The 25226-nt window shown below is 62.3% G+C and carries 19 protein-coding genes and 1 pseudogene; 1 reads left to right on the top strand and 19 read right to left on the bottom strand.

Annotated elements, in window-relative coordinates; genetic code table 11:
• Nucleotides 1–67 precede the first annotated feature (67 nt).
• Nucleotides 68–1975, top strand: a complete 1908-nt coding sequence (locus AC07OJ_RS19560) for a methyl-accepting chemotaxis protein (protein WP_495095010.1) — start codon at nt 68–70, stop codon at nt 1973–1975.
• A gap of 14 nt (nt 1976–1989) precedes the next feature.
• Here the strand turns inward: AC07OJ_RS19560 and AC07OJ_RS19565 are convergent, their stop codons facing one another.
• The 19 genes and pseudogenes from AC07OJ_RS19565 to AC07OJ_RS19655 all read right to left on the bottom strand — a co-directional run bounded on the left by AC07OJ_RS19565 (nt 1990) and on the right by AC07OJ_RS19655 (nt 25218).
• Nucleotides 1990–2724 (bottom strand): amino acid ABC transporter ATP-binding protein, encoded by a 735-nt coding sequence (locus AC07OJ_RS19565; protein WP_058423697.1) that lies wholly within the window; start codon nt 2722–2724, stop codon nt 1990–1992.
• Nucleotides 2717–3676, bottom strand: a complete 960-nt coding sequence (locus AC07OJ_RS19570; protein ID WP_065899870.1) for an amino acid ABC transporter permease — start codon at nt 3674–3676, stop codon at nt 2717–2719. Before AC07OJ_RS19570 ends, AC07OJ_RS19565 begins: the two co-directional genes overlap by 8 nt.
• Before the next feature lie 147 nt (nt 3677–3823).
• The gene (locus AC07OJ_RS19575; RefSeq protein WP_065899930.1) at nt 3824–4621 is read right to left on the bottom strand and encodes a transporter substrate-binding domain-containing protein; all 798 of its coding nucleotides are present in this window, start codon (nt 4619–4621) and stop codon (nt 3824–3826) included.
• 219 nt (nt 4622–4840) lie between these two features.
• A complete protein-coding gene (locus AC07OJ_RS19580; RefSeq protein WP_495095011.1) occupies nt 4841–5641 on the bottom strand; it encodes a transporter substrate-binding domain-containing protein in 801 nt (266 codons plus the stop codon).
• 183 nt (nt 5642–5824) lie between these two features.
• Nucleotides 5825–8397 (bottom strand): annotated as a pseudogene (gene mdoH, locus AC07OJ_RS19585) (glucans biosynthesis glucosyltransferase MdoH); the annotation flags it as partial.
• Complete coding sequence (locus AC07OJ_RS19590) at nt 8390–10069, bottom strand: glucan biosynthesis protein G (protein ID WP_207200698.1); 1680 nt, start codon at nt 10067–10069, stop codon at nt 8390–8392. The pseudogene mdoH and the gene AC07OJ_RS19590, both read right to left, overlap by 8 nt.
• Nucleotides 10070–10392: 323 nt before the next feature.
• Nucleotides 10393–10830, bottom strand: a complete 438-nt coding sequence (gene dtd / locus AC07OJ_RS19595) for a D-aminoacyl-tRNA deacylase (protein ID WP_106805386.1) — start codon at nt 10828–10830, stop codon at nt 10393–10395.
• Complete coding sequence (pip, locus tag AC07OJ_RS19600) at nt 10827–11798, bottom strand: prolyl aminopeptidase (protein WP_065899862.1); 972 nt, start codon at nt 11796–11798, stop codon at nt 10827–10829. The genes dtd and pip overlap by 4 nt, the downstream gene beginning before the upstream one ends.
• 103 nt (nt 11799–11901) lie before the next feature.
• A complete protein-coding gene (locus AC07OJ_RS19605; RefSeq protein WP_495095012.1) occupies nt 11902–12831 on the bottom strand; it encodes an alpha/beta hydrolase in 930 nt (309 codons plus the stop codon).
• Between the two features lie 155 nt (nt 12832–12986).
• Complete coding sequence (gene choX, locus AC07OJ_RS19610; RefSeq protein ID WP_065899857.1) at nt 12987–13934, bottom strand: choline ABC transporter substrate-binding protein; 948 nt, start codon at nt 13932–13934, stop codon at nt 12987–12989.
• A gap of 242 nt (nt 13935–14176) precedes the next feature.
• Nucleotides 14177–14977, bottom strand: coding sequence for an N-formylglutamate deformylase (hutG, locus tag AC07OJ_RS19615; RefSeq protein ID WP_065899855.1), 801 nt, complete (start codon nt 14975–14977; stop codon nt 14177–14179).
• Nucleotides 14978–14988: 11 nt separating this feature from the next.
• Nucleotides 14989–16194: an imidazolonepropionase gene (gene hutI, locus AC07OJ_RS19620; protein WP_495095013.1), complete on the bottom strand. Its 1206-nt coding sequence runs from the start codon at nt 16192–16194 to the stop codon at nt 14989–14991.
• A gap of 15 nt (nt 16195–16209) precedes the next feature.
• Nucleotides 16210–17619, bottom strand: coding sequence for an amino acid permease (locus AC07OJ_RS19625; RefSeq protein WP_495095014.1), 1410 nt, complete (start codon nt 17617–17619; stop codon nt 16210–16212).
• A gap of 146 nt (nt 17620–17765) precedes the next feature.
• Complete coding sequence (hutH, locus tag AC07OJ_RS19630; RefSeq protein WP_495095015.1) at nt 17766–19304, bottom strand: histidine ammonia-lyase; 1539 nt, start codon at nt 19302–19304, stop codon at nt 17766–17768.
• Between the two features lie 18 nt (nt 19305–19322).
• Nucleotides 19323–20846: an HAL/PAL/TAL family ammonia-lyase gene (locus tag AC07OJ_RS19635; protein ID WP_106805390.1), complete on the bottom strand. Its 1524-nt coding sequence runs from the start codon at nt 20844–20846 to the stop codon at nt 19323–19325.
• A 132-nt stretch (nt 20847–20978) separates the two neighbouring features.
• A complete protein-coding gene (locus tag AC07OJ_RS19640; protein WP_065899844.1) occupies nt 20979–21803 on the bottom strand; it encodes a quaternary amine ABC transporter ATP-binding protein in 825 nt (274 codons plus the stop codon).
• The gene (locus tag AC07OJ_RS19645) at nt 21800–22651 is read right to left on the bottom strand and encodes an ABC transporter permease (RefSeq protein WP_012721776.1); all 852 of its coding nucleotides are present in this window, start codon (nt 22649–22651) and stop codon (nt 21800–21802) included. Before AC07OJ_RS19645 ends, AC07OJ_RS19640 begins: the two co-directional genes overlap by 4 nt.
• A gap of 71 nt (nt 22652–22722) precedes the next feature.
• On the bottom strand, nt 22723–23688 hold the full coding sequence (locus AC07OJ_RS19650; RefSeq protein ID WP_065899842.1) for an ABC transporter substrate-binding protein: 966 nt from the start codon (nt 23686–23688) through the stop codon (nt 22723–22725).
• A gap of 69 nt (nt 23689–23757) precedes the next feature.
• Nucleotides 23758–25218 carry a purine-cytosine permease family protein gene (locus AC07OJ_RS19655; protein ID WP_065899840.1) on the bottom strand — a complete coding sequence of 487 codons (1461 nt, stop codon included), beginning with the start codon at nt 25216–25218 and terminating at the stop codon, nt 23758–23760.
• Nucleotides 25219–25226 lie beyond the last annotated feature (8 nt).

Below are 25226 nucleotides of genomic sequence, written 5' to 3' on the forward strand. Positions count from 1 at the left end.
GTTCAGTCAGTTCAATGTGCTTGCGCACCTCAAGAACGCCCGTTGTTCTCTTGTCGGAGGGGTCATCATGTTTGCTCGAATGACGCACCTGTTGGGTGACGCCAGCGTCACCCTCAAGCTGGTCCTGGGATTCTCGCTGGTCCTGGCCCTGAGCCTGGTGATTGCCGTCACCGGCTGGCAGGCCCTGGCCGCCTCGCTCTATCGATCACAAACGCTGACGATACTTGCGCAACTGGCGGTGACTGGCGAGGAACTGCGCGCCGACAGAATTGTTTATCGCACCCTCGACGATACCAACAGCCTGAATAAATTGAGTGTCAGCATGGGCAAAGTCGACGATCTGCTGGTGGAGCTTTCCGGCCGACTGAAAATACCCAAACCCATCGAATACCTGCAGGAAATGACGCGCATTTCAGCGTCGTTCAAAACCACTCTCAAGGACGTGCCCCTGCTGGTTGAAAAACGCGAGGGCGCCCGTGAACAGCTGAAACAAAGCTCGTCGCGAACCGGCGACGTCCTGGCACAACTGGCCAGCGACCTGCCTGAACAGGAGGACGCAAAAGCCCTGGATGCCATCGAAGACCTGCGCCAGGCCATCGAGCAGGCCGAAGATCGCGCGCAGAGCCCCGCGTGGGCCGCCAGTTCGCTGGAGGCCTACGCGCAGGCGATCGGTGACGCAGAGCGCAGCCTGGAAACCGCCCAGGCCGCCGTGGCGAAACTGCCGGTGGACGGCAACCTGCTGAAAAATACCGTGCTCGGCACCCGCACTTACCTCACGCGTCTCAAGGACACCCAACTGACCACGGAAAATACGCAAACCCAACTGGAGCAACAGCTGGATCAACTGCTCGCGCAGAGCGACCTATTGAGCCAGGACCAGACCCACAGGCGCGACAGTGAGGCCGAGCAAGCCCGCACCCAGATGCTGGGGGTTACCGCTGCGGCGTTGCTCCTCGGTGTCCTGGCCGCCTGGGTGATTGCCGGGCAAATCGTCAAGCCGCTGCGCAAGGCACTGGACGTCGCCCATCGCATTGCCGAGGGCGACCTGTGCCACGACATACAGACCAGGCGCCGGGACGAACTGGGCCAGTTGCAACGCAGCATGGCGCAAATGACCCTGAACCTGCGCGGGCTGATTGGCAATATCAGCGATAACGCCCGGCAAATCGCCAGTGCAGCCGAGGAGCTGGCGGCCATCACCGTGCAAACCCGTGCCGGGGTCAGTCATCAGCGCGATGAAACCGAGCAGGTCGCGACAGCCATGAACCAGATGCTGGCCACTGCCCAGGAGGTGGCGCGCCACGCAGAGCAGGCTTCCATCGCCGCAGCCGAAGCCAATCAACAAGCGGAATTGGGCGATCAGGTGGTGACGGATGCCGTCGCGCAGATTGAACACCTGGCCCATGAGATGGCGCGCTCGAGCCAGGCCATGCTGGCGCTGCAACACGAGAGTCAGAAGATCGGCAGCGTGCTGGAGGTGATCAAGTCCGTGTCACAGCAGACCAACCTGCTGGCGCTCAACGCCGCGATAGAAGCCGCACGCGCTGGCGAAGCTGGCCGCGGCTTTGCGGTGGTTGCCGATGAGGTCCGCAGCCTGGCGCAGCGGACCCAACAGTCTGCCGAGGAAATCGAGGGGCTGATCGGGGGCTTGCACAGCGGCACGCAACAAGTGGCGGACATCATGGACTACAGCCGCACCCTGACCGACAACAGCGTCACCCTGACGCGCAACGCCGGGGATGCCCTGACCGAGATCGCCCGCACCGTGGCAGTCATTCAGGAGATGAACCCGCAGATCGCCGCAGCCGCCGAAGAGCAAAGTGCAGTCGCCGAGGAGATCAATCGCAGCGTCTTGAAAGTCCGCGACGCCTCGGAACAGACCGCCACCGCCAGTGAGCAGACGGCGGCGGCGAGTCTCGAGCTGGCGCGGCTGGGAACGGATCTGCAACAGTGTGTGGGGCGGTTCAAAGTCTGAGCGCCCCTCGCGTATTACAGGACCTGACGTAGGAATGCCTGGGCCCGTGGGTCTTTCGGCGCGTCGAAGAACTCGGCCGGGGCCGCGTCTTCGAGCAATTTACCGTGATCGAAGAACAGCACCCGGTCCGCCACTTCGCGGGCGAAGCCCATTTCGTGGGTCACGCAGACCATGGTCATGCCTTCCAGGGCCAGGGTCTTCATGACGTCCAGCACTTCGCCGACCATTTCCGGGTCGAGCGCCGATGTCGGTTCGTCGAACAGCATCACCTTGGGTTCCATCGCCAGCGCCCGGGCAATCGCCACGCGCTGTTGCTGGCCGCCGGACAGTCGCGACGGGAACTCGTTGGCTTTCTGCGCAATACCGACCTTTTCCAGCAGCGCCAGGGCCTTGGCCTCACGCTCCTGCTTGCCGCGCTTGCGCACGACTTTTTGCGCCAGGCACAGGTTTTCCAGCACGGTCATGTGCGGGAACAGGTTGAAATGCTGGAACACCATGCCGACTTCACGGCGATAGGCGTTCACGTCGGTCTTCGGGTCGGCCAGTTGCAGGCCGTCGATGCTCACAGAACCCGAATCGAATTCCTCCAGGCCGTTGAGGCAGCGCAGGAACGTCGACTTGCCGGAGCCCGACGGGCCAATGACCACCAGCACTTCGCCCTTGGCGACTTGAGTGGTGACGTTATCCACCGCGCGCACCACATGGCCACGGGTGTCGAAGACTTTTACCAGATCGCGGACTTCAATCACTTTGCGCGAGCCTCCGCTCAAGCCGGCTGGCCATTTTCGACAGCGGCAGGTTGATCAGCAGGTACAGGCCTGCCACGCAGAACAGGATTTCAAACGGCGAGAACGAGGTGGTGATCACCTCGCGGCCACTCTTGAGCAGTTCGGTAATCGCGATCACCGACACCAGCGAGGTGTCTTTCACCAGGCTGATAAATTGCCCGGCCAGCGGCGGCAGCACGCGCTTGAACGCCTGCGGCAACACCACGTGGCGCATCGACTGGCTGGCACTCAGGCCCAGGGAGCGCGCGGCTTCGTTTTGGCCACGGGTGATGGACTGCACGCCGGCACGAACAATCTCGGCCACATAGGCACCGGTGAACAGCGACAGTGCGGCGATCCCGGCAAACTCGCGGGACAGGTTGAGTACCGTGCCGATAAAGAAATAGAAAATAAAGATCTGCACCAACAGCGGTGTACCACGCACCAGTTCGACGTAGATCGTCGATAGATCGCGCAAGGTCGGATTAGTGGACAGACGGCACAACCCGGTCGCCAAACCAATCGCCAAACCGAGAATGCCGGACACCACCGACAGCCACAACGTGGTCCACAAGCCCCACATCAGTGGCCCCAATGCCCAATGCCGGGTCACACCGACCACATCGCCCTCGGCCACATCGTCACCGCGCGCCACTTGCAGGCTGTTGTCGGCCACGCTGAGCTTCTGCTCCACGCCGGCATCGTTGCGCAGGGTCACTTCGGCTACATCGCCTTTGCGCACCAACTCGACCACGGTGGAGATATCGGCGGCACGCTGCGACGTTTCGGCCTGATAGGCGAAGTACTGCGGTACGCGGTTCCAGCGCCATTCGTAGGACATCAACGACGTGGCGTAGTACAACGCGCCGGCCAGGCCGACCAGCACGACCACGGTCAGCAGGTGCCAGGGCCATTGGGCTTTTTTCTGTTTCATTTCAGGTTCCGGGATTGATGTCGCCTGTCAGGCCGCTTTCGCGAGCAAGCCCGCTCCCACACTTGACCGAGTTCCAACTTGAGAATGCGGTCAAAAATGTGGGAGCGGGCTTGCTCGCGAAGGACGCGACTCGGTATTCAGCCGAACTTATTCCATGTCCTTGAGCCACTCGGAGCTCTTGAACCACTTGTCATGGATACGATCGTAGGTGCCGTCGTTGCGGATCTGGTGCAGGAAGTTGTTGATGTAGTTGATGCTGTCGTAGTCACCCTTTTTCAGGCCAAACGCCAACGGTTCGAAGGTGAAGGGTTCTTCCAGGAACACCAGCTTGCCGTTACCGACTTTTTTCTCGGCAACCACGTTGTAGGGGGCGTCATACACAAAGGCGTCGGCCTTGCCGTTGACCACGTCCAGCACACCTTCCTGCTCGTTGTCATAGCCGTGGTACTTGGCCTTGGAGATCAGCTTCTTGGCGACCATCTCACCGGTGGTGCCGAGCTTGGAGGTCAGGCGGTATTTCTCGTCGTTCAAATCCTTGTAGGACTTGATGGTGCCTTCCAGGTCCTTGCGAATCAGCAGGGTCTGGCCGACGACGATGAAGGGTTCGCTGAAGTTCAGGCGCAGGTTGCGCTCCTGGGTCAGGGTCATGCCGCTGCCGATCATGTCGAACTTGCCGGTCAGGAACGCCGGGATGATCCCGTCATAACCGGTGGAGACCAGCTCCAGCTTGACGCCCATGGACTTGGCCAGGGCCTTGAGGATGTCGACTTCGAAGCCGATGATCTCGCCACGCTTGTCGGTCATTTCGAACGGCATGTAGGTCGGGTCCATGCCGACTTTCAGCGTGCCGCGCTTGACCGCATCGTCGATGGCGCCGGCCTGGGCCGCAGTGGCGGCAACCAGCGCCGTGACGCCGAGCAGTAGCATCGAAAGATACTTTTTCATCATCAAGTCCCCTGAACGTTTCTTATGAGGTCGGCGCGCAAACGGGCTGCACCATTTCGGGGTGCGATCCTAACCCACTCGATGCCCGTCACAAAGGTTTCACGGGTAATTGTTATCGGCGTATGTCGCAAAGGCCCCACAACGGTGCAGCCAAGCGCAGGACTAGACGCATGCACACGGCAAAGCGCCAACGGATTGATGTGTAAGAAGTTATGACTTTCAGTGGATTTCCTTCAACCAGGCTGTGTCTTTAAACCACTTGTCGTGCAAGCGATCATAGGTGCCGTCCTGGGCGATCTGATTGAGGAAATGGTTGATCCAGTTGAGGCTGTCGAAATCGCCCTTTTTTACCCCAAACGCCAGTGGTTCGAAGGTGAACGGCTGTTCCAGGGCCAGCAGCGCGCTGTTTTCCGGACGCCCCAGGGCGATCAGGTTGTAGGGCGCATCATGGATAAAGGCATCGGCCGCACCGGTCACCACCTGATGCACACCCTCCTCCGGCGTGGCAAAACTGCTTAATCGCGCCGCGCCGAGAAAGCGTTGCGCCGCCGCCTCGCCGGTGGTGCCTTCGGTGGTGGCGATGCGGTAGCTGGCGTCGTCGAGGTCTTCAACGCTGCCGACCTTGCCGAGCAGGCTGGGGTGCAGCAGCACGGACTGGCCGACCACGATGAAAGAGTCGCTGAAATTCAGCTTCAGGTTGCGCTCCTGGGTGACCGTCATGCCGCTGCCGATCAGGTCGAACTTCTTCGCCAGCAACCCCGGCATCAGCTCCGTATAGGGCACGCTGACCAGCTCCAGCTCCACCCCCAGGGCTTGGCTCATCACCCTGAGCAGGTCGATTTCAAAGCCGACGATATGTCCCTGTTTGTCGGTCATTTCAAACGGAACGTAAGTGGGCGTGGTGCCCACCTTGAGCACGCCGCGCCGAACGGCGTCATCAATCGCCCCGGCCTGGACCAGGCCGATGTGCAGCCACGCGACAGCGACTATCAGCAGTGCCGAACAATACCGTTTACTCATGAATCCCCCTGTGACTACGTCAAATTCGGGGCGATGCTAACCCAGCCGCGCGCACGGCAATACGCCTCGGGCGAGGGTCTTTTGTTTCGAAATAACAAGGAGTTAGAGAGATACGGAAGAGGGTCGAAATACTGTAGGACACGCGTCTCGAACACCCCCGAGGAGAACCCTCGGGGGCGTCTGAATCAGGCCGGTTGGGCCTGGGACGACAGCGGTTGGAGCGGCAGCAACGGCGCGTGCGGATCGGCCTTGATCGAGTCACGCCAGGCGGCGAGCCACTCGGGATGCCCTTCGCTCCAGACCTGCTCGTGCAGGCGGGCCAGGGCTACCGGATCACTGAGCAAGGCCAGGCGCTCGGCATTGTTGAGGCCGGCAGGGCCGACTTTCAACGCATGACGCACACGCTCGACACGCACGTACTCGATCGGCTCCGCTTCACGGTGCCGCGAGGTCGCCAGGGCGCAGGCCAGGGCGTTCTGCTGCGGGTCGACCACCGAACGCACGAAGCCGTCGTTGAGTGCGTGCCAACGGTTTTCGTGGGTGTACTTCTCGGTCGACAGCAGGGCTTGCGGCGGATTGTATTCCTCAGGGATCAGGAACAGGCTCTCGTCACGCGACTTGAGGCCCAGCTTGACCCGGCTGGAAATCACCGACACCGGGATCGACAGCATCAGCGAACCGACGATCGGGATCAGCCACCACAGGAAACTTGGGTTCAACCACACCACCAGCAGCGCCCACAGGAAGCCGAGCACGGTTTGCGGGCCGTGGCGCTTGACCGCCTCGCTCCAGGGGGTGGAGTCGTCGTCACGCTGCGGCGAATTCCAGGTCGCGGCCCAGCCGAGGAACGCGGCAAGTACGAAACGCGTGTGGAAAATCATCCGCACCGGGGCCAGCAGCATGGAGAACAACATCTCCAGCAGCATCGACAAAGTCACCTTGAACTTGCCGCCGAACTCTTTCGCGCCCTTGGCCCAGATCAGGATGATGCTCAGCAACTTGGGCAGGAACAGCAGCACGATGGTGGTGGAGAACAGCGCCACCGCCTTGTCCGGATGCCATTGCGGCCACAGCGGGTACAACTGGCGTGGCGCCATGAAGTACTGCGGCTCCATCAGGGTGTTGACCGCCAGCAACGCGGTGGACAACACCAGGAAGAAGAACCACAACGGGGCCGACAGATAAGACATCACACCGGTCAGGAACACCGCGCGGTGCACCGGGTGCATGCCTTTGACGAGGAACAGGCGGAAGTTCATCAGGTTGCCGTGGCACCAGCGACGGTCACGCTTGAGTTCGTCGAGCAGGTTCGGCGGCAACTCTTCGTAGCTGCCCGGCAGGTCGTAGGCAATCCACACGCCCCAGCCGGCACGGCGCATCAGCGCGGCTTCGACGAAGTCGTGGGAGAGAATCGCACCGGCAAACGCACCCTTGCCCGGCAACGGCGCGAGGGCGCAGTGCTCGATAAACGGCTTCATGCGGATGATTGCGTTGTGACCCCAGTAGTGGGATTCACCCAGCTGCCAGAAGTGCAGGCCGGCAGTGAACAGCGGGCCGTAGACGCGGGTGGCAAACTGCTGCATGCGTGCATACAGGGTGTCCATGCCCGACGCACGCGGCGCGGTCTGGATAATCCCGGCATCCGGCGTGGCTTCCATCAGGCGGACCAGACTGGTCAGGCATTCGCCGCTCATCACGCTGTCGGCGTCGAGGACTACCATGTACTTGTAGTCACCGCCCCAACGACGGCAGAAGTCGTCGAGGTTGCCGCTCTTGCGTTTGACGCGACGGCGACGGCGGCGATAGAAGATCTTGCCGAAGCCGCCGGCTTCGCGGCACACGTCGAGCCAGGCTTGCTGCTCGGCGATGCAGATGTCGGCGTCATTACTGTCGCTGAGCACGAAGAAGTCGAAGCGATCCAGGTCGCCGGTGGCGGCCACCGACTCGAACGTCGCGCGCAGCCCCGCAAACACACGCGGCACGTCTTCGTTGCAGATCGGCATCACCAACGCGGTGCGCGCATCTTTCGGGATCGGCTCGTCGCCGGCACTTTTACCGGAGATCCGGTATTTGTCGTGGCCGGTGAGCAACTCCAGGAAGCCCATCAGCGCAGTCCAGAAACCGGCCGAAACCCAGCAGAACAAGATCCCGAACATGATCAGGATGCTGGTTTGCAGGGCGTAAGGCAGTACCTGGGTGGCGGTTTGCAGCAGGGTCTGGTTGCGGATCTCGTCGAAGTCGACCAGCGACCAGCCCTGGTACGGCATGATGCCTTTCATGTACCAGCCGGCGACGATGGTCTGGCCGAGCATCAGCACCAGCAGGATGTAGCGGCGGATCGAACCGACGGTACGCCAGCGCGCAGCCGGCAACACACGCTCGTCTTTCGGCGGCTTCGGCGGGTTGGTGCGACCGGTCAGGCGCCGCCAGCCACGTACCAGGATATTGGTGCGCCATGGCTCAGGCACGACCTTGGTACGGCGAATCGGCGGCGTGGCCTTGAGGCACACGCGACCGTTGGCGTCGAGCGCGAGCATTTCGGCGTCTTGCAGCTCTTCGGCCGTGTTCAGGGTCAGCCGGCGGCCGACCGACGCCTGGGCGGCATCGACCGGCGCATCGAACGTCGACGACGACAAGCGCTCGTGCAGCTCGGTGAAGGATGTGCAGCCCGCCAGTTCGGCGCGCTGCTCAGCGGTCATCGGGAGATGCGCCAGATACTCGGAGAGAGTCTCTGGCTGGACTTGAGAATTACTCATCGGCAGGCAACTGATAGCTCCAGGTTTCGGTCAGGACTTGCTCGGTCTTGATCGGCTCCGGCGTGGCTGGGGCAGCTTCTGGCTGCTTGGCTTCCTTGTCTTTCGCGTCTTTCTTGGCCTGTTTCTCGTGCTGCTTGGCCAGGACCTTGTCAGCCTTGAGCACTTGCGTCGAAACCTGCTCCGGCTCCGGCTGCACGATGTCTTGCACCAGTGCGGCGCGCATTTCGGTCGGCTTGCCTGCGTCCTTGATCTTCATGCGCAGGGTCAGGCGCCAGCCTTTGGTGTGCTCGTTGTAACGCACGCTGTTTTCCACGATTTCAGCGTTGTCACCCACGCTCACCTGGCTGCGCACCGGGGCGTCCGGCAGCAGTTTTTTCAGGGACGGACCTTCGAAGTCGACCAGGTAGGCAACGCTGCCATCCGGCTGGCGGATCAGGTTCGATTGCTTCACATCACCGGTGGAACGCAGGGTCTGCTTGACCCAGGCGCTGTCCGGCGAGTGGAACGCGGCGTCGTCCAGCGTCCAGTGCAGGCGATAGGCAACATCCAGCGGCTTGCCGACTTCCGGCAATTCGGCCGGGCTCCAGAACGCCACGATGTTGTCGTTGGTCTCGTCGGCGGTCGGGATCTCTACCAGGTCGACGGAACCCTTGCCCCAGTCGCCTTCAGGCTCGATCCAGGCGCTTGGGCGCTTGTCGTAGTTGTCGTCCAGGTCTTCGTAGTGGCTGAAGTTGCGACCACGCTGCAGCAGGCCGAACCCACGCGGGTTCTCGACGGTGAAGTTGCTGACCGACAGGTGTTTAGGGTTGTTCAGTGGGCGCCAGATCCACTCGCCGTTACCGGCATGGATCGACAGGCCGCTGGAATCGTGCAGCTCGCGACGGTAGTTGAGGACCTTGGACGGCTGGTTGGCGCCGAACAGGAACATCGAGGTCAACGGGGCAACGCCCAGCTTGCTGACCTTGTCGCGCAGGAACATCTGGGATTTGACGTCGACCACGGTGTCGGTACCCGGACGCAGGATCAAGCGGTAGGCGCCGGTGGCACGTGGCGAGTCGAGCAGGGCGAAGATCACCAGGTGCTTGTCACCCGGCTTCGGGCGCTCGATCCAGAACTCGGTGAAACGCGGGAATTCTTCACCGGACGGCAGCGCGGTATCAATCGCCATGCCACGGGCAGACAGGCCGTAGACCTGGTCCTTGCCCACGACGCGGAAGTAGCTGGCGCCGAGCATGGTCATGATTTCGTCTTGCTTGTCGCCCTTGTTGATCGGGTACAGCACGCGGAAACCGGCATAACCCAGCTGTTCGGTGGCCTTGGGATCAAACTTGACGTCGCCGAAATCGAAGCGCGTCGGGTCGTATTTGATTTCCTGGACGCTGTCGGCAGTGACTTCGTTGATTTTCACCGGTGTATCGAAATGCATACCCTGGTGATAGAAGGACAGCTTGAACGGGGTGTTCTGATCGGCCCACTCGGCTTTTTCGTTGCGGAAACGAATCTTTTGGTAGTCAGCGAATTTCATTTCGCGGAATTCGTTCGGCAGATTGCTGCGCGGAGCTTCGTATTTCTGCCCGGCCAGCTCTTTTGCCTTGGCCGACACATCATCCAGACTGAATGCCCACAGTTGACCCGCGCCGAACAGGCAAAACAGGGCAGAGCCCGTCACCAGTGCGTTTCGTAACCGTTTGGCAGACAATTTTGGTGCATTACAGGGACTAACAATCACGAGCAACCCTCGCCGAAAACAGATCAAAAAACCAACGGCCAGCTATCTATATGCCAGGTTGGCGAGCATTGTTCCGACTCCCCTGGGTCAAAATGATTCCCCAATGGCGATCGGACAAGTCTCTACCTAAGTCAAAAATGGACCAAACAACGCTGATCCCCGTAGCGCGCGATTATCTAGTAGCCCGCGAGACAACGCATCAGGGACAACGAAGTATTTGTAGCGAAACCCTGCGTTTTTAGGCATTAAAGTCGTTTTTAATACATTCATGTCTGTAAGAGGAAGGTCACAGGGCCATCATTGACCAAATGCACCTGCATATCGGCACCAAAACGCCCCGACGCCACCTTGCCATGCAATTGTTGCGCTTGTAACAGCAAGTGATCAAATAGCGCCGCTCCCAGGGCGGGCGGTGCCGCCGTGGAGAAGCTTGGCCGCAGCCCGCTTTTGGTGTCCGCCGCCAGCGTGAACTGCGACACCAGCAGCAAACCACCGCCGATGTCCTTCAACGACAGGTTCATCTTGCCCTCGTCGTCGCTGAACACACGGTAGTTAAGCAGCTTGTGCAGCAGCTTATCGGCACTTTCGGGCGTATCCGACGGCTCGACGGCCACCAGCACCAGCAAACCCTGGTCAATCGCCCCGACGATTTCGCCGTCTACTTCGACGCGGGCGCCACGCACCCGTTGCAACAGGCCCTTCATGCTTCTTCTGGCGGCAGATCAAGCAGGCGGCGTGCCATTTCGGCGGTCGCACGCACCAGCGCATCGGTAATACCCGGCTCGGACGCGGCATGGCCCGCCTCGCGGATCACCTGCAGTTCGCTGTTGGGCCAGGCCTGGTGCAGCTCCCAGGCGTTATCCAGCGGGCAGATCATATCGTAGCGCCCATGAATGATTACGCCAGGCAGATGGGCGATCTTGTGCATGTCGCGAATCAGCTGGTTGGGTTCCAGGAAGGAGTTGTTGGTGAAGTAGTGGCACTCGATGCGCGCAATCGACAGCGCACGCTGCGGCTCGGAAAAACGCTCCACATGCTGCGGGCTCGGGCACAGGCCGAGCATGCGCCCTTCCCAGCCGGACCAGGCCTTGGCCGCGTGCATCTGGGCGATCTGGTCGTTGCCGGTCAGGCGCTTGTGGTAGGCCGTGATCATGTCATGACGCTCATCGGCCGGGATCGGCGCGATGTAGTCCTGCCAGTAGTCCGGGAACAGGCGGCTCGCGCCCTCCTGGTAGAACCAGTGGATATCCTGCGGGCGGGCCAGGAAGATGCCGCGCACGATCAGGCCATGCACACGCTCGGGGTGGGTTTGCGCGTAGGCCAGCGCCAGGGTCGACCCCCAGGAACCGCCGAACAGCACCCATTTGTCGATGCCCAGGTGTTCGCGGATGCGCTCGAGGTCGGCGACCAGGTCCCAGGTGGTGTTGTTTTCCAGGCTGGCGCGTGGCGTGGAGCGCCCGCAGCCGCGCTGGTCAAAGGTGACGATGCGGTACAGGTTCGGGTCAAAATAGCAGCGGCTCTGGGCGTCGCAACCGGCGCCGGGGCCGCCATGAATGAAGACAACGGGCAAGCCCTCGGGGGAGCCACTTTCATCGACGTACAGCGTGTGGGTGTCATCGACGGCCAGATCGTGCCGGGCGTAGGGTTTGATCTGCGGGTACCAAGTCTGCATTGCGCGCTCCGTAGGGGGTCGGGTTCATCCCTGGGGGGACGTCTTTTATTTTGCCGTCTGGCACTATAAACCCGAATTGTGCAATGAGCATGTCCTTGAGCACTTAGACCTGTGTCAGCCCTTCGCTCCTGAGGTAGTCCAACAGATAGCCGTACAGCCGGTCGACTTCCGGCACCTGGCCACGCGCGCGCAAACAGCCATGGACCAGGCCTTTGCCGGGGTACAGCACGGCGGCCACGCCTGACTGTTGCAGGCGTTCGGCGTAAAGCATGCCATCGTCGCGCAGCGGGTCGAACTCGGCCACGGCGACCAGTGCCTTGGGCAAGCCGCTGAAATCCCTGGCCAGCAGCGGCATCGCATAGGCCGACGGCTTGCCCGCGCCGCGCAGGTAAAGTGCCAGGTAGCAATCGGTGTCGGCGGTGCTGAGCAGCGGCGCGTCCATGCAATCGCGGCGCGAGGGCAAATCGGCCGGGCCACCCAGGCCGGGGTAGATCAACACCTGGGCCCGGGGCAGCGGTTGCCCGTCGTCGCGCAAACCCAGGCACAGCGCCGCCGCCAGGTTGCCGCCGGCACTGTCGCCGATCACCGCCAGGCGTTGGGGGTCGATGGCATACGGTGCCGCCCTCGCCTGGAGCGCCTGCCACACCGCGCGGCAATCCTCATAGGCCGCCGGAAACGGGTGTTCCGGCGCCAGGCGGTAGTCGATGGCGATCACCAGCACCTGCAACGCGCTGGCCAGCTCGAAACAGATGAAGTCATGGGAATCCAGCCCGCCAACCACCCAGCCGCCGCCGTGCATATATAGAAGACAGGGCCAGCCCTGCGCCGGCGTGGGCGTCGTCGGCACGTAGCTGCGTACACCGACGCCGCCGAGGGAGAAGTCCTTGACCGTCAACCCTTCAGGCACGGGTGGGGTGAACACCTGGCACATGCGGTCGTAGTTTTGGCGCAGCCCAGCCAGGGAGGAATCGTCGCTGGTGAAGGACTCAGTCCTGGCGACGAAGGCTGCCATCTGCGGAGAAATCGGGTACATGCGCAAATATCCCTGACAATGGAGATCCACCTGTGGGAGCGGGCTTGCTCGCGCATGCGGTGTATCAGTCGCCTGATGAGTTGACTGGCCTATCGCATTCGCGAGCAAGCCCGCTCCCACATTTGCTGTGTATTGTTTGATCTACCGAGCCCGGCTCAGGGTTTCAGCGTGGCTTGTACGGACGCCACGCCATCGCTGCCATCAAATGCAGTCACCCCGGCCAGCCAGCGCTGCAAGTCCTCCGGATGGTCGCGCAACCACTGCTTGGCCACGTCCTGCGGCGACTGGCGCGCCATGATCGGCACCATCAACTGGCTTTCCTGGGCGGCGGTGAAGGTCAGGTTTTCCAGCAGGTGGTTGGCGTTGGGGCAGTGCTCGGCGAAATCCGGGGCGGTGACGGTGGACACCGTGGCACGGCCCTCATTGGCGCCGAACACGTCTTCGCTGCCGGTGAGGTAGGCCATTTTCATGTTGATGTTCATCGGGTGCGGCGTCCAGCCGACAAACACCACGAACTCCTTGCGATTCACCGCCCGCTGCACGGCGGCGAGCATGCCAGCTTCACCGGAAGCCACCAGCTTGAAGTCGCCCAGGCCGAAGTGGTTGGTGTCGATCATTTTCTGGATATCGGTATTGGCGCCGCTGCCGGGCTCGATGCCATAGATCTTGCCGCCGAGCTGGTCCTTGAAGCGGGCAATATCGGCGAAGGTTTTCAAGCCGGCATCGGCCACGTATTGCGGCACGGCCAAGGTAGCCTGGGCGTCGGCCAGGCTGGGCGTGTCGAAGACCTTGACCTGCTTGGCGGCCAGGAACGGCGCGATATTGTTGTCCATCGCCGGCTTCCAGTAGCCGAGGAAGATATCCAGGCGTTTGTCGCGGATGCCGGCAAAGATGATCTGCTGCACGGCGCTGGTCTGTTTGCTGTCGTAGCCCAGGCCATTGAGCAGCACATCGGCCATGCCCGAGGTGGCGACCACGTCGGTCCAGCTGACCACGCCCATGCGCACGGTTTTGCACGAGGCGGGTTCAGCCGCCATGGCGTGCGCACTGAGCAGCGCGGCGCCGGTAAGCGTCAACAGGTAACGGGTGAACAGTCTTTTCATGAAAGAGGTCTCACTCGGCAGCTTTATTGTGGGGAGTGGCGTCTGGTGCGCCGTACCCACAACCTTACCCAGCGAGAACACTGTCCACACGAACTGGGGCGACCGGCAGTTGCACTGGGGCGACTGTGAGGACCCCTTCGCGAGCAAGCCCGCGCCCACATTCAGACCGCACGCTCATGTTGGAACTCGGTCAAGCGTGGGAGCGGGCTTGCTCGCGAAAGCTGTTGCAGCAGCAGCGAAAACTACCGGTAGTGCTGCTGCCCCCAGGCCAACAACCCTTCCAGCAACTGCTTCAATACCACCCGCGTCGGCTCGGCCAGGTCAGGCCGATAACGGAACGGCTCAAACTCTTCCATATAGGCGCTCTGGCACAACTCCAGCTGCACGGCGTGGATATCCTGCGCCGGGTCGCCGTAGTGCCGAGTGATATGCCCGCCTTTGAAGCGCCCGTTGAGCACGTGGGTGTACTGCGGATGCGCGGCGCAGATGGCTTCCAACCGGCTCGCCAGCTCAGGGTCGCAGGCCGCGCCGTTGAAGGTGCCGAGGTTGAAGTCCGGCAGCTTGCCGTCGAACAGGTGCGGGATCACCGAACGGATCGAGTGCGCATCGAACAGCAATGCGTAGCCGAACTCGGCCTTGAGCCGCGCCAGTTCTTCTTGCAGGGCGCGGTGATACGGGCCCCAGATCTTCTGCAGATAGCTGGCACGCTCGGCCTCGCTTGGCTCCAGGCCTTCGCGGAACAACGGCACGCCATCGAACAGGGTCGCCGGGTACAGACCAGTGGTGGCGCCGGCGTACAAGGGTTTGTCGTCTGAAGGCCGGTTCAAGTCGATGACAAATCGCGAGTATTCGGCCGACAAGGTGCTGGCGCCCAGTTCCTCGGCAAAGTCATACAGCGTAGGGATATGCCAGTCGGTGTCCGGCAGGCTTTGCGCCTCCGGGATCAGGCCCGCTTCCACCGCAGGCGTCAGGCGCAGGCCGGCGTGGGGCATGCTGATCAGCAGCGGCACACGGCCTTGTTTGAAATTGAGAACCTTATCCACAGCAGCACTCCTCATACGGTGACGTCGACGCCATGGCGCACGACGCGTTTATCCAACTCGCCGCCCAGCCAGTAGGCCAGGTCAGCGGGACGATCGATCTGCCAGGCGACGAAATCGGCGACTTTGCCCACCTCCAGCGAGCCATGGGTGTCGCCCATCCCGAGGGCGGTGGCCGCATGTTGGGTGGCGCCGGCCAGGGCTTCTTCCGGGGTCATGCGGAACAGCGTGCAGGCCATGTTCAGCATCAGGCGCACCGACAACGCCGGCGAGGTGCCAGGGTTGAGGTCGCTGGCGATGGCGATTTTCACACCGTGCTTGCGCAGCGCCTCCATCGGCGGCAACTGGGTTTCACGCAGGAAGTAGAACGCCCCTGGCAGCAACACGGCGACGGTGCCGGCGGCGGCCATGGCGATGGCGTCTGCTTCGGTCATGAATTCCAGGTGATCGGCCGACAACGCGTGGTAACGCGCCGCCAGGCTGGAGCCATGCAAGGAGGACAGTTGCTCGGCGTGCAGCTTCACCGGCAGCCCGAGTTGCTGGGCGACCTTGAACACGCGCTCTACCTGCGCCGGGGAAAACGCCAGGTATTCGCAGAACGCGTCGACCGCATCCACCAGCCCCTGCGCCGCCAGCGCCGGCAACATCTCGCTGCAGATATGTTCGATGTAGTCGTCGGCGCGATCCTTGTATTCCGGCGGCAACGCATGAGCCGCCAGGCACGTGGCCCGCACGCTGACCGGCAGCGCTTCACCGAGGCGCCGCGCCACGCGCAGCATCTTGCGTTCGTTGACCAGGTCCAGCCCGTAGCCGGACTTGATCTCTACCGTGGTGACGCCATCGCGCAACAGACTGCGCAGGCGCTTTTCGGCGCTGGCAAACAGCTCGTCCTCGCTGGCAGCACGCGTGGCACGCACGGTGCTGGCAATCCCGCCGCCCTGGGCCGCGATCTCGGCGTAGCTCACGCCTTGGAGGCGCTGCTCGAACTCGCCGCTGCGATTGCCACCGAACACGGTATGGGTGTGGCAGTCGATCAGCCCGGGGGTGACCCACGCGCCTTGCAGGTCATGCACTTGCGCGTAATCCGCGCTCGGCACCTGGCTGCGGGGGCCGATCCACTCGATGAGCGAATCGGCGGTCACCATGGCGGCATCCTCGATGATCGAGTATTTGCCGCCGGCCATGGTTGCGACGTGGCAGTGTTGCCAAAGCGTTTTCATCAACGCCTCCCTAAGTTATCGATGAGACAAAGCCGGGTCGTAATGGACCTTGGCCGCCTGCCCGGCAGCGGGCTTGACCCACAGCAGGTAGGCAACGACCAGCAACACGATCCACACCGCCCCGACCAGCAAGGCTGCCTGGGTGTCCGGGAAATAACCCAGCACGCCAAACACGAACAGCATGAACACGATGGCCGCGGCCGGCGCGTAGGGCCAGAACGGTACCGGAAATTTCAAGTCGGCCACCTGCTCCCGGGTCATGGAGCGGCGCATGGCGACTTGGGTAAACAGGATCATCAGCCACACCCACACGGTGGCAAAGGTGGCAATCGAGGCGATCAGCAGGAACACGTTTTCGGGAATCAGGTAGTTGAGCACCACGCCGCCGAGCAGCGCCGCCCCCATCACCACCACGGTCATCCATGGCACACCGTGCCTGGACAATTGCGCAAAGCCCTTGGGCGCCTGCCCTTGCTGGGCCAGGCCGTACATCATGCGCCCGGCGCCGAAGATGTCGCTGTTGATCGCCGACACCGCCGCCGAGATCACCACGATATTGAGAATAGTCGCCGCCGAACCGATGCCCAGGTTGCTGAAAATCTGCACGAACGGGCTGCCCTGGCTGCCGATCTGCGGCCACGGGTAGATCGCCATCAGCACGAACAAGGTCAGCACGTAGAACAACAGGATGCGCAGCGGCACGGCATTGATCGCCTTGGGGATCACGCGCTGCGGGTCCTTGGCTTCACCGGCAGTGATACCGATGATTTCGATGCCGCCAAACGCGAACATCACCACCGCGAACGAGGCGATCAGGCCGCCGATGCCGTTGGGCATGAAACCGCCGTGGGCCCACAGGTTGCTGATCCCGCTGGCGTGCGTTTCGCCCGCCGAATGGATGCCGAACAGCATGATGCCGAAGCCACCGAGGATCATCGCCACGATGGCGCCGACCTTGAGCAACGACAGCCAGAACTCCATCTCGCCAAACACTTTGACGTTGCACAGGTTCAGGCCGCCGATCAGAAACACGATGCCGAGCACCCAGACCCAGCGCGCAACCTCGGGAAACCAGAAGCCCATGTAGATGCCGAAGGCGGTGACGTCGGCGAGGCAGACGATGATCATTTCAAAGGCGTAGGTCCAGCCGAGGATAAAACCGGCCATGGGGCCCAGGTAGGTGCTGGCGTACTGGCCGAAGGAGCCGGCCACGGGGTTGTGCACAGCCATTTCACCGAGGGCGCGCATGACCATGAACACCGCGGCGCCGCCGATCAGGTAGGCCAGCAGCACGGCGGGGCCCGCCATCTGGATGGCAGAGGCGGAGCCGTAGAACAGCCCGGTGCCGATCGCCGACCCCAGTGCCATGAAGCGAATATGTCGGGCTGATAGCCCGCGTTTCAAACCTTTTTCTTGCTGGTGCATTTCTCGTCCCTAATTATTCTTATGAAGAGAAGATCGTTCCCACGCCCTGCGTGGGAACGCATCCTATGACGCTCCGCGTCACGGCTCTAAAAGCAGACGCAGAGCGTCCAGGGCGGCATTCCCACGCAGCGCGTGGGAACGAGCAGTTACAGACTTGGCAACAGCTTGGCTGGCACCAGTTCATTCAAGCAGCGGCTGGCGAGCAGGTCGGTGGCGGCGATGATGTCCGGGGCGAAGAAGCGGTCCTTGTCGTAGAACGCCACTTTGTCGCGCAGGATGCCACGCGCTTTTTCCAGCTTCGGCGAGGTTTTCAAGCCTTCACGCAGGTCCAGGCCTTGGGCGGCTGCCAGCCATTCCACGGCGAGGATGCCACGGGTGTTTTCGGCCATTTCCCACAGGCGCTTGCCGGCTGCGGGGGCCATCGACACGTGGTCTTCCTGGTTGGCGGACGTCGGCAGGCTATCCACGCTGTGCGGATGCGCCAGCGCCTTGTTCTCGCTGGCGAGTGCGGCGGCAGTCACCTGGGCGATCATGAAGCCGGAGTTGACCCCGCCGTTGCCCACCAGGAACGGCGGCAGTTGCGACATGTGCTTGTCCATCATCAGCGAGATACGGCGTTCGCTCAGCGAGCCGATTTCAGCGATGGCCAGCGCCATGTTGTCAGCGGCCATGGCCACTGGTTCAGCGTGGAAGTTACCGCCGGAAATCACATCGCCTTCAGCGGCAAATACCAAGGGGTTGTCCGACACGGCGTTGGCTTCGATCACCAGCACTTCGGCGGCCTGGCGGAACTGGGTCAGGCACGCGCCCATGACTTGTGGCTGGCAACGCAGGGAGTATGGGTCTTGCACCTTGTCGCAGTTCTGGTGCGACTGGGAGACCTGGCTGCTTTCACCCAGCAGGTCGCGATAAGCCGCTGCCGAGTCGATCTGCCCACGCTGGCCACGGGCGGCGTGAATGCGCGCGTCGAACGGCGAGCGCGAACCCAGCACGGCTTCCACGGTGAGCGTACCGCACGCCAGCGCGCCGGCGAACAGGTCTTCACCCTCGAACAGGCCACGCAGGGCATACGCGGTGGACACCTGGGTGCCGTTGAGCAGCGCCAGGCCTTCCTTGGCGGCCAGGGTCAACGGGGTCAGGCCGGCGACTTTCAGCGCGGCGGTCGCCTCCAGCCATTCACCCTTGTAGCGCGCCTTGCCTTCGCCGAGCAGCACCAGCGACATATGCGCCAATGGCGCCAGATCGCCGGAAGCACCGACCGAACCCTTGAGTGGGATATGCGGGTACACCTCGGCGTTGATCAGCGCGATCAGCGCGTCGATCACTTGCCGACGAATCCCGGAGAACCCGCGGCTCAGGCTGTTGACCTTGAGCACCATGACCAGCCGCACCAGCGCATCGCTGATCGGCTCACCGACGCCGGCGGCGTGGGACAGCACCAGCGAACGCTGGAGGTTTTCCAGATCTTCGCTGGCGATGCGGGTCGAAGCCAGCAGGCCGAAACCGGTGTTGATGCCATAGGCGGTGCGGTTCTCGGCGAGAATCTGCTCCACGCAGGCGACACTGGCTTCGATCTGGGCCGAGGCGCTGTCATCCAGACTGAGGGTTACCGGCTGCTGGTAGATGGCCCGCAGTTGGGCGAGGCTCAGTTGGCCTGGAATCAGGTTTAGCGCAGTCACATTCATGCTCCTTTTGAATTATTTTCAGTGCAAATGGGGAATTGTCTGGTGCAGCAGGGCCGTGTCCTGAAGCAATGCAGCGGCGGCCGCAATGTCCGGTGCCAGCCAGCGGTCCTGCTCATAGGCCGGCACCACTTCACGCAGCAGGCGCCAGGCACTGTCGGTGCCCGCGCCGAAGCGCTGCTCCTTGAGGAATTCGAAGGCCTGGGCGGCCAGCAGGTACTCGATGGCGAGGATCTGCGTGACGTTGGCCAGCACCTGGTGCAGCTTCAGCGCGGCGTTGGTGCCCATGCTCAAGTGGTCTTCCTGCAGGCCCGAGGTGACGAAGTTGTCGAGCACCGCCGGTTGCGCCAGCTGGCGGTTCTGCCCGCACAGCGAAGCGGCGACGTACTGCACGATCATCATCCCGGAGTTGACCCCTGGGTTGCTGACCAGGAACGCCGGCAGGCCGCTGACGTGCGGGTTGATCAGGCGGTCCAGGCGGCGCTCGGCCACCGAGCCGATTTCGGCCATGGCGATCGCCAGCATGTCGGCGGCCAGTGCCACGGACTGCCCGTGCGGGTTGGCCTGGGACACTACGCGGTAATTGTCCGGGGTACCGAGCACCAGCGGGTTGTCGGTGGCGCTGTTGAGTTCGGTTTCGATCTGGCGGGTCGCGTGCTCCACCTGGTCGCGCGCCGCGCCATGGATCTGCGGGATCGAGCGGATGCTCAGCGCGTCCTGGGTGCGGATGCCTTTGCTGCTGGCGATCACTTCACTGCCGTCGAGCAGCGCACGCAGGTTGATGCCGACATGCTGCATGCCCGGGTGCCGCTTGAGCGCGATGATTTCTGCATCGAAGGCATCGATCTGGCCGCGCTGGGCTTCAAAACTCATGGCACCGATCACGTCGGCCCACTGCAGCAAATGATGCGCGTCGGCCAGGGCCAGGCAGCTCAGGCCGGTCATGCACGGTGTGCCGTTGACCAGGCACAGGCCGTCCTTGGCGCCAAGCACCACCGGCTGCAAACCTTCTTCGCTGAGGGCCTGTTGCGCCGCGACGATCCGGCCCCGGTAGCTCACAGTGCCGACACCGAGCAAGGCCACGCCGACATGGGCCATATGGGTCAGGTAACCCACCGAACCCTGGGACGGCACTTGCGGCGTGATGCCGTGGTTGAGCAGCGCCAGCAGCGAATGCACCACCTGCGGATGCAGGCCGGATTTGCCGTGGCTGTAGTTGATGACGGCCGCGCAAATGATCGCGCGGGTCTGCTCGTCGCTCAGCACCGGGCCGACGCCGCAGGCGTGGCTCAGCAGGGTATTGCGCGACAGCTGGCTGAGTTGCTCGCCCTTGAGCGACACGTTGCACAGCGCGCCCAAGCCGGTGTTCACGCCATAGGCGCGCTCGCCGCTGGTGACGATGCGCTGCACGATGGCCTGGGCATTGTCGATCCGCGCCCAGGCCTGGCCCGAGAGTTCGAGGACCGCGCCATGGCGAGCGACGGCGACGACGTCCTGCCAGCGCAAGGGGGCGTCGGCGATGATAATTTTTGCAGCCTGGGACATCGTTGACCTCTTCATGTTTATCGTTCCCACGCTCTGCGTGGGAATGCCACCTGGGACGCTCCGCGCCCCGCTGTTAGAGGTGACGCAGAGCGTCACGGGATGCATTCCCACGCAGAGCGTGGGAATGATCAGCTACACCACCGCCGCCCGCCGCTGGACAAACCGGTCCACGTACTCATCCGCCGGCGAATGCAGGATCTCGCGCGGGGTGCCGACCTGGATCAGCTTGCCGTCCTTGAGGATCGCAATGCGGTTGCCGATGCGCACGGCCTCGTCGAGATCGTGGGTGATGAACACGATGGTCTTGTGCAGGGTCTTTTGCAGCTCGAGCAACTGGTCCTGCATTTCGGCGCGGATCAGCGGGTCAAGGGCGCTGAAGGCTTCGTCCATCAGGATGATGTCGGTGTCGGCCGCGAGCGCACGGGCGAGGCCGACGCGTTGGCGCATGCCGCCGGAGAGCTGGTGCGGGTATTTGTTTTCGTAGCCCTTGAGGCCCACGGTTTCGATCCAGTGCAGCGCACGTTCGGCGCAGACCTGCTTGGTTTCGCCACGCACCTTGAGGCCGTAGGCGACGTTGTCCAGCACACTCTTGTGGGGCAGCAGGCCGAAGCTCTGGAACACCATGCTGATCTTGTGCCGACGGAATTGACGCAGCGCTTCCATGTCCAGTTGCAGGATGTCTTCGCCGTCGACCAGGATCGCGCCGCTGGTGGGGTCGATCAGGCGATTGAAGTGGCGCACCAACGTGGACTTGCCGGAACCCGACAGGCCCATGATCACGAAGATCTCACCGGTGCCGATGCTCAGGGACAAGTCGTTCACCCCGACCACGCAACCGGTTTCGGCCAGGACCTGGTCTTTGCTCTTGCCTTGGCCGATCAGCGACAGCGCATCCTTGGAACGGGCGCCGAAGATCTTGAAGACGTTTTTGACTTCGATTTTGCTGACAGTAGTCATTTGCTCGCCTCATGCCGTGGACGACCATAGGCCTGGGTAATGCGGTCGATGACCACTGCGAGAATCACGATCGCCAGCCCGGCTTCGAGGCCACGGCCGACGTTGAGGGTCTGGATGCCGACGAGGACGTCCTCACCCAGCCCACGGGCGCCGATCATCGAGGCGATCACCACCATCGACAACGCCATCATGGTGGTCTGGTTGATCCCGGCCATGATGCTCGGCAGGGCCAGCGGCAGTTGCACGCCGAACAGTTGTTGCCAACGGTTGGCACCAAAGGCGTTGATCGCTTCCATGACTTCGCCGTCGACCTGGCGAATGCCCAGGTCGGTAAGGCGGATCAACGGCGGTGCGGCGTAGATCACCGTAGCGAAGATCGCCGGGACCTTGCCCAGGCCGAACAGCATCAGCACCGGGATCAGGTACACGAAGCTGGGCATGGTTTGCATGATGTCGAGCAACGGCATCAGTACCGAGCGCAGGCGATTGCTGCGCGCCGACAGGATGCCCAGCGGGATGCCGATCAGCACCGAGATCACCGTGGCGACCATCATCAGCGCCAGCGTCTGCATCAGCTTGTCCCACAGGCCGACCGCACCCACCAGGAACAGCAGGCCGACGATCACCGCCGTGGTCACCACCTTGCGGGTGGCGTGCCAGGCAACTGCGCCGACGATGGCCAGCATCAGCCACCAGGGCGCCGCACGCAGCAACCCTTCCAGGTTGACGATGGCCCATAGCAGGGTGTCGGAGATGTGCCGGAACACATCACCGTAGTTGGTGACCAGTGAATCCACCCAACCGTTGACCCAGTCGGCAATGGAAAACGTAAAACTCTCAGGAAACATATCGTGCTCTCGATCCAGTGGGTTGTGGCCAGGCGCCCGGCCACCCCTGAGGGTAGCCGGGCACACTTGACCTACAAGGCCGCGTCGATTTTCTTGGCTGCGTCGTCGCTCACCCAGGCGTGCCAGACTTCAGGATGTTCCTTGAGGAAAATTTTCGCCAGTTTTGGCGACTCAATTCGCTCCTTGGCCATGCGACCCAGGTTCTGGTTCAGCAAGTCGATCGGCAGGTTGACCTTTTCCAGCACGGCCACCAGTTCCGGCGCCTGCTCGTGGAAGGTCTTGGACAAGCCGACCTTGATGCTCACGCTTTTATCGACGCCGGGTTTTTCTTCAAGCTTGACCAGGTCGACCTGGCCCATCAGCGGCGTTGGCGACCAGTAGTAGAACAGGATCGGCTCGCCACGCTTGTAGCTCGACAGCACGGCCGCATCCAGCGCCGGGCCGGTACCTGGACGGAAGTTGGTGTAGGTGCTTTCCAGGCCGTAGCTCTTGAGCATTTCGCTGTTGTCCAGCTCGCAGGTCCAGCCGGCCGGGCAGTTGTAGAAACGGCCCTTGGAAGGCTCTTCCTGGTCCTTGAACACCGAAGCGTACTTGGCCAGGTCAGCGATGTTTTTCAGGTCCGGCGCCTTGGGTTCAAGCTTGCGCTTGGCGTCGCCTTCGATCACGTAGCGCGGCACGTACCAGCCCTCGACAGCGCCCACCACAGGGGCGCCGACGCCGACGACTTTGCCGGCCTTCTCGGCCTTGTTCCACACTTCACTGCGGCCTACCCATTCTTCGGCGAAGACCTGGATGTCGTTGCTGCTCAGGGCGTTTTCCATGGTGATGGAGTTGCCCGGCAGGCTGTCGGTTTTGCAGTCGTAGCCTTTTTCCAGCACGGTCTGCAGGATGTCGGTGAGCAACATGCCGCTTTCCCAGTTCAGGCCGGCGAATTTCACCGGTTTGCCGGACTCGCACCAACCGGCCGCCTGGGCGCCGGCAGTGGCCAGCAAGCCTGCAGAGAACAGAGTGGCCAACAGGGTTTTATGCATTTTCATTGTTGTGACGCTCCCAATCTTGAAATGGATTACGGCAGTCAGTAGGCATCCTGCCCTGTCCACGTCCCATCAGGCTTGTGCGGCCAGCCCGTTTGTCGTCGTCGGTGCAGCGCCCTGCTCTATCGGCAGGATCAGGTGTTCAGGAATCGCGCTGTGCCACTTTTTCGCAGCCCAGTAATACAGCGCAGCAGGCACCACCAGGCCGATGATCCAGGAGATATCGGTGTCGCCAAGGCTGGCGACCAGTGGGCCGGTATAGAAATGCGTGGAGATGAACGGCATCTGGATCAGCACGCCGAACACGTAGATGCCGATGCCCATCAGGTTCCAGCGGCCATAACGACCATTGGGGTTGGACAGCGCCGGAATGTCGTAGCGTTCCTTGGTGATGCAGTAGAAATCCACCAGGTTGATCGCGCTCCACGGCGTGAAGAATGCGAGCAGGAACAGGATGAACGCGGAGAAGTCCTTGAGGAACGAGTCCTTGCCCAGCAACGCCAGCGCGGCGGCAATCGATACCATCAGGAAGATGTACAGCAGGCGCACCGCACTCGAGATGTGCCGGCTGCCACGAAAGCCGCTGATGATCGTCGCGATGGACATGAAGCTGCCGTAGGCATTGAGGGTGGTCACCGTGACCTTGCCGAAGGCGATGCTGAAATACAGCAGCGCCGCGACAATCCCGGTGCCGCCCAGGCCGACGATAAATGACACCTCATGATGGGCGAATTGCGAGCCGGCCAGGGCCGCCGCGAACACACCGAACACCATCGACGCCTGCGCCCCGATCACCGAACCCAGGCCCACGGCCCAGAAGGTTTTCGACGCTGACGTGCTACGCGGCAAGTAGCGCGAGTAGTCCGCCACATACGGGCCAAAAGCGATCTGCCAGGAGGCCGACAGCGAAATCGCCAAGAGGAAACTGCTGAGGGAAAAATGTTTGTTGCCCAGCAGGGCACCCACGTCGTTGCCCGCCAGCAGCTTGTAGAACAGGTAGATGAAGGCCACCACACCCAACACACTGGCCACGCGACCGATGCCGTGGATGACGCGGTAGCCGAAGACGGTGAACACCATGATCAACCCGGCAAACAGCACAATGCCGACCCAGTCTTCGACGTGCAGCAACTGCGCTACCGCCTGCCCCGCCAGCAATGAACCGCTGGCCGAAAAGCCGATATACATCAGGCACACCAGCACCAACGGGATCACGGCGCCATATACGCCGAACTGCACGCGGCTGGAGATCATTTGCGGCAAGCCCAGTTGCGGGCCTTGCGCAGCATGCAACGCCATGACGCCGCCGCCCAGCAGTTGCCCGATCAACAAACCGATCAACGACCAGAACACATCACCGCCGAGCACCACGGCCAGGGCCCCGGTGACGATGGCAGTAATCTGCAGGTTGGCACCCAGCCACAGGGTGAACTGACTCAATAGACGACCGTGTCTTTCCGCTTCCGGGATGTAGTCGATCGAACGCCTTTCGATCAACGGGGTGGTGCTTGCACGTACGTCATTTGCAGCCATGTGTGTTC

The organism is Pseudomonas sp. GW821-FHT09C08, assembly GCF_059418125.1.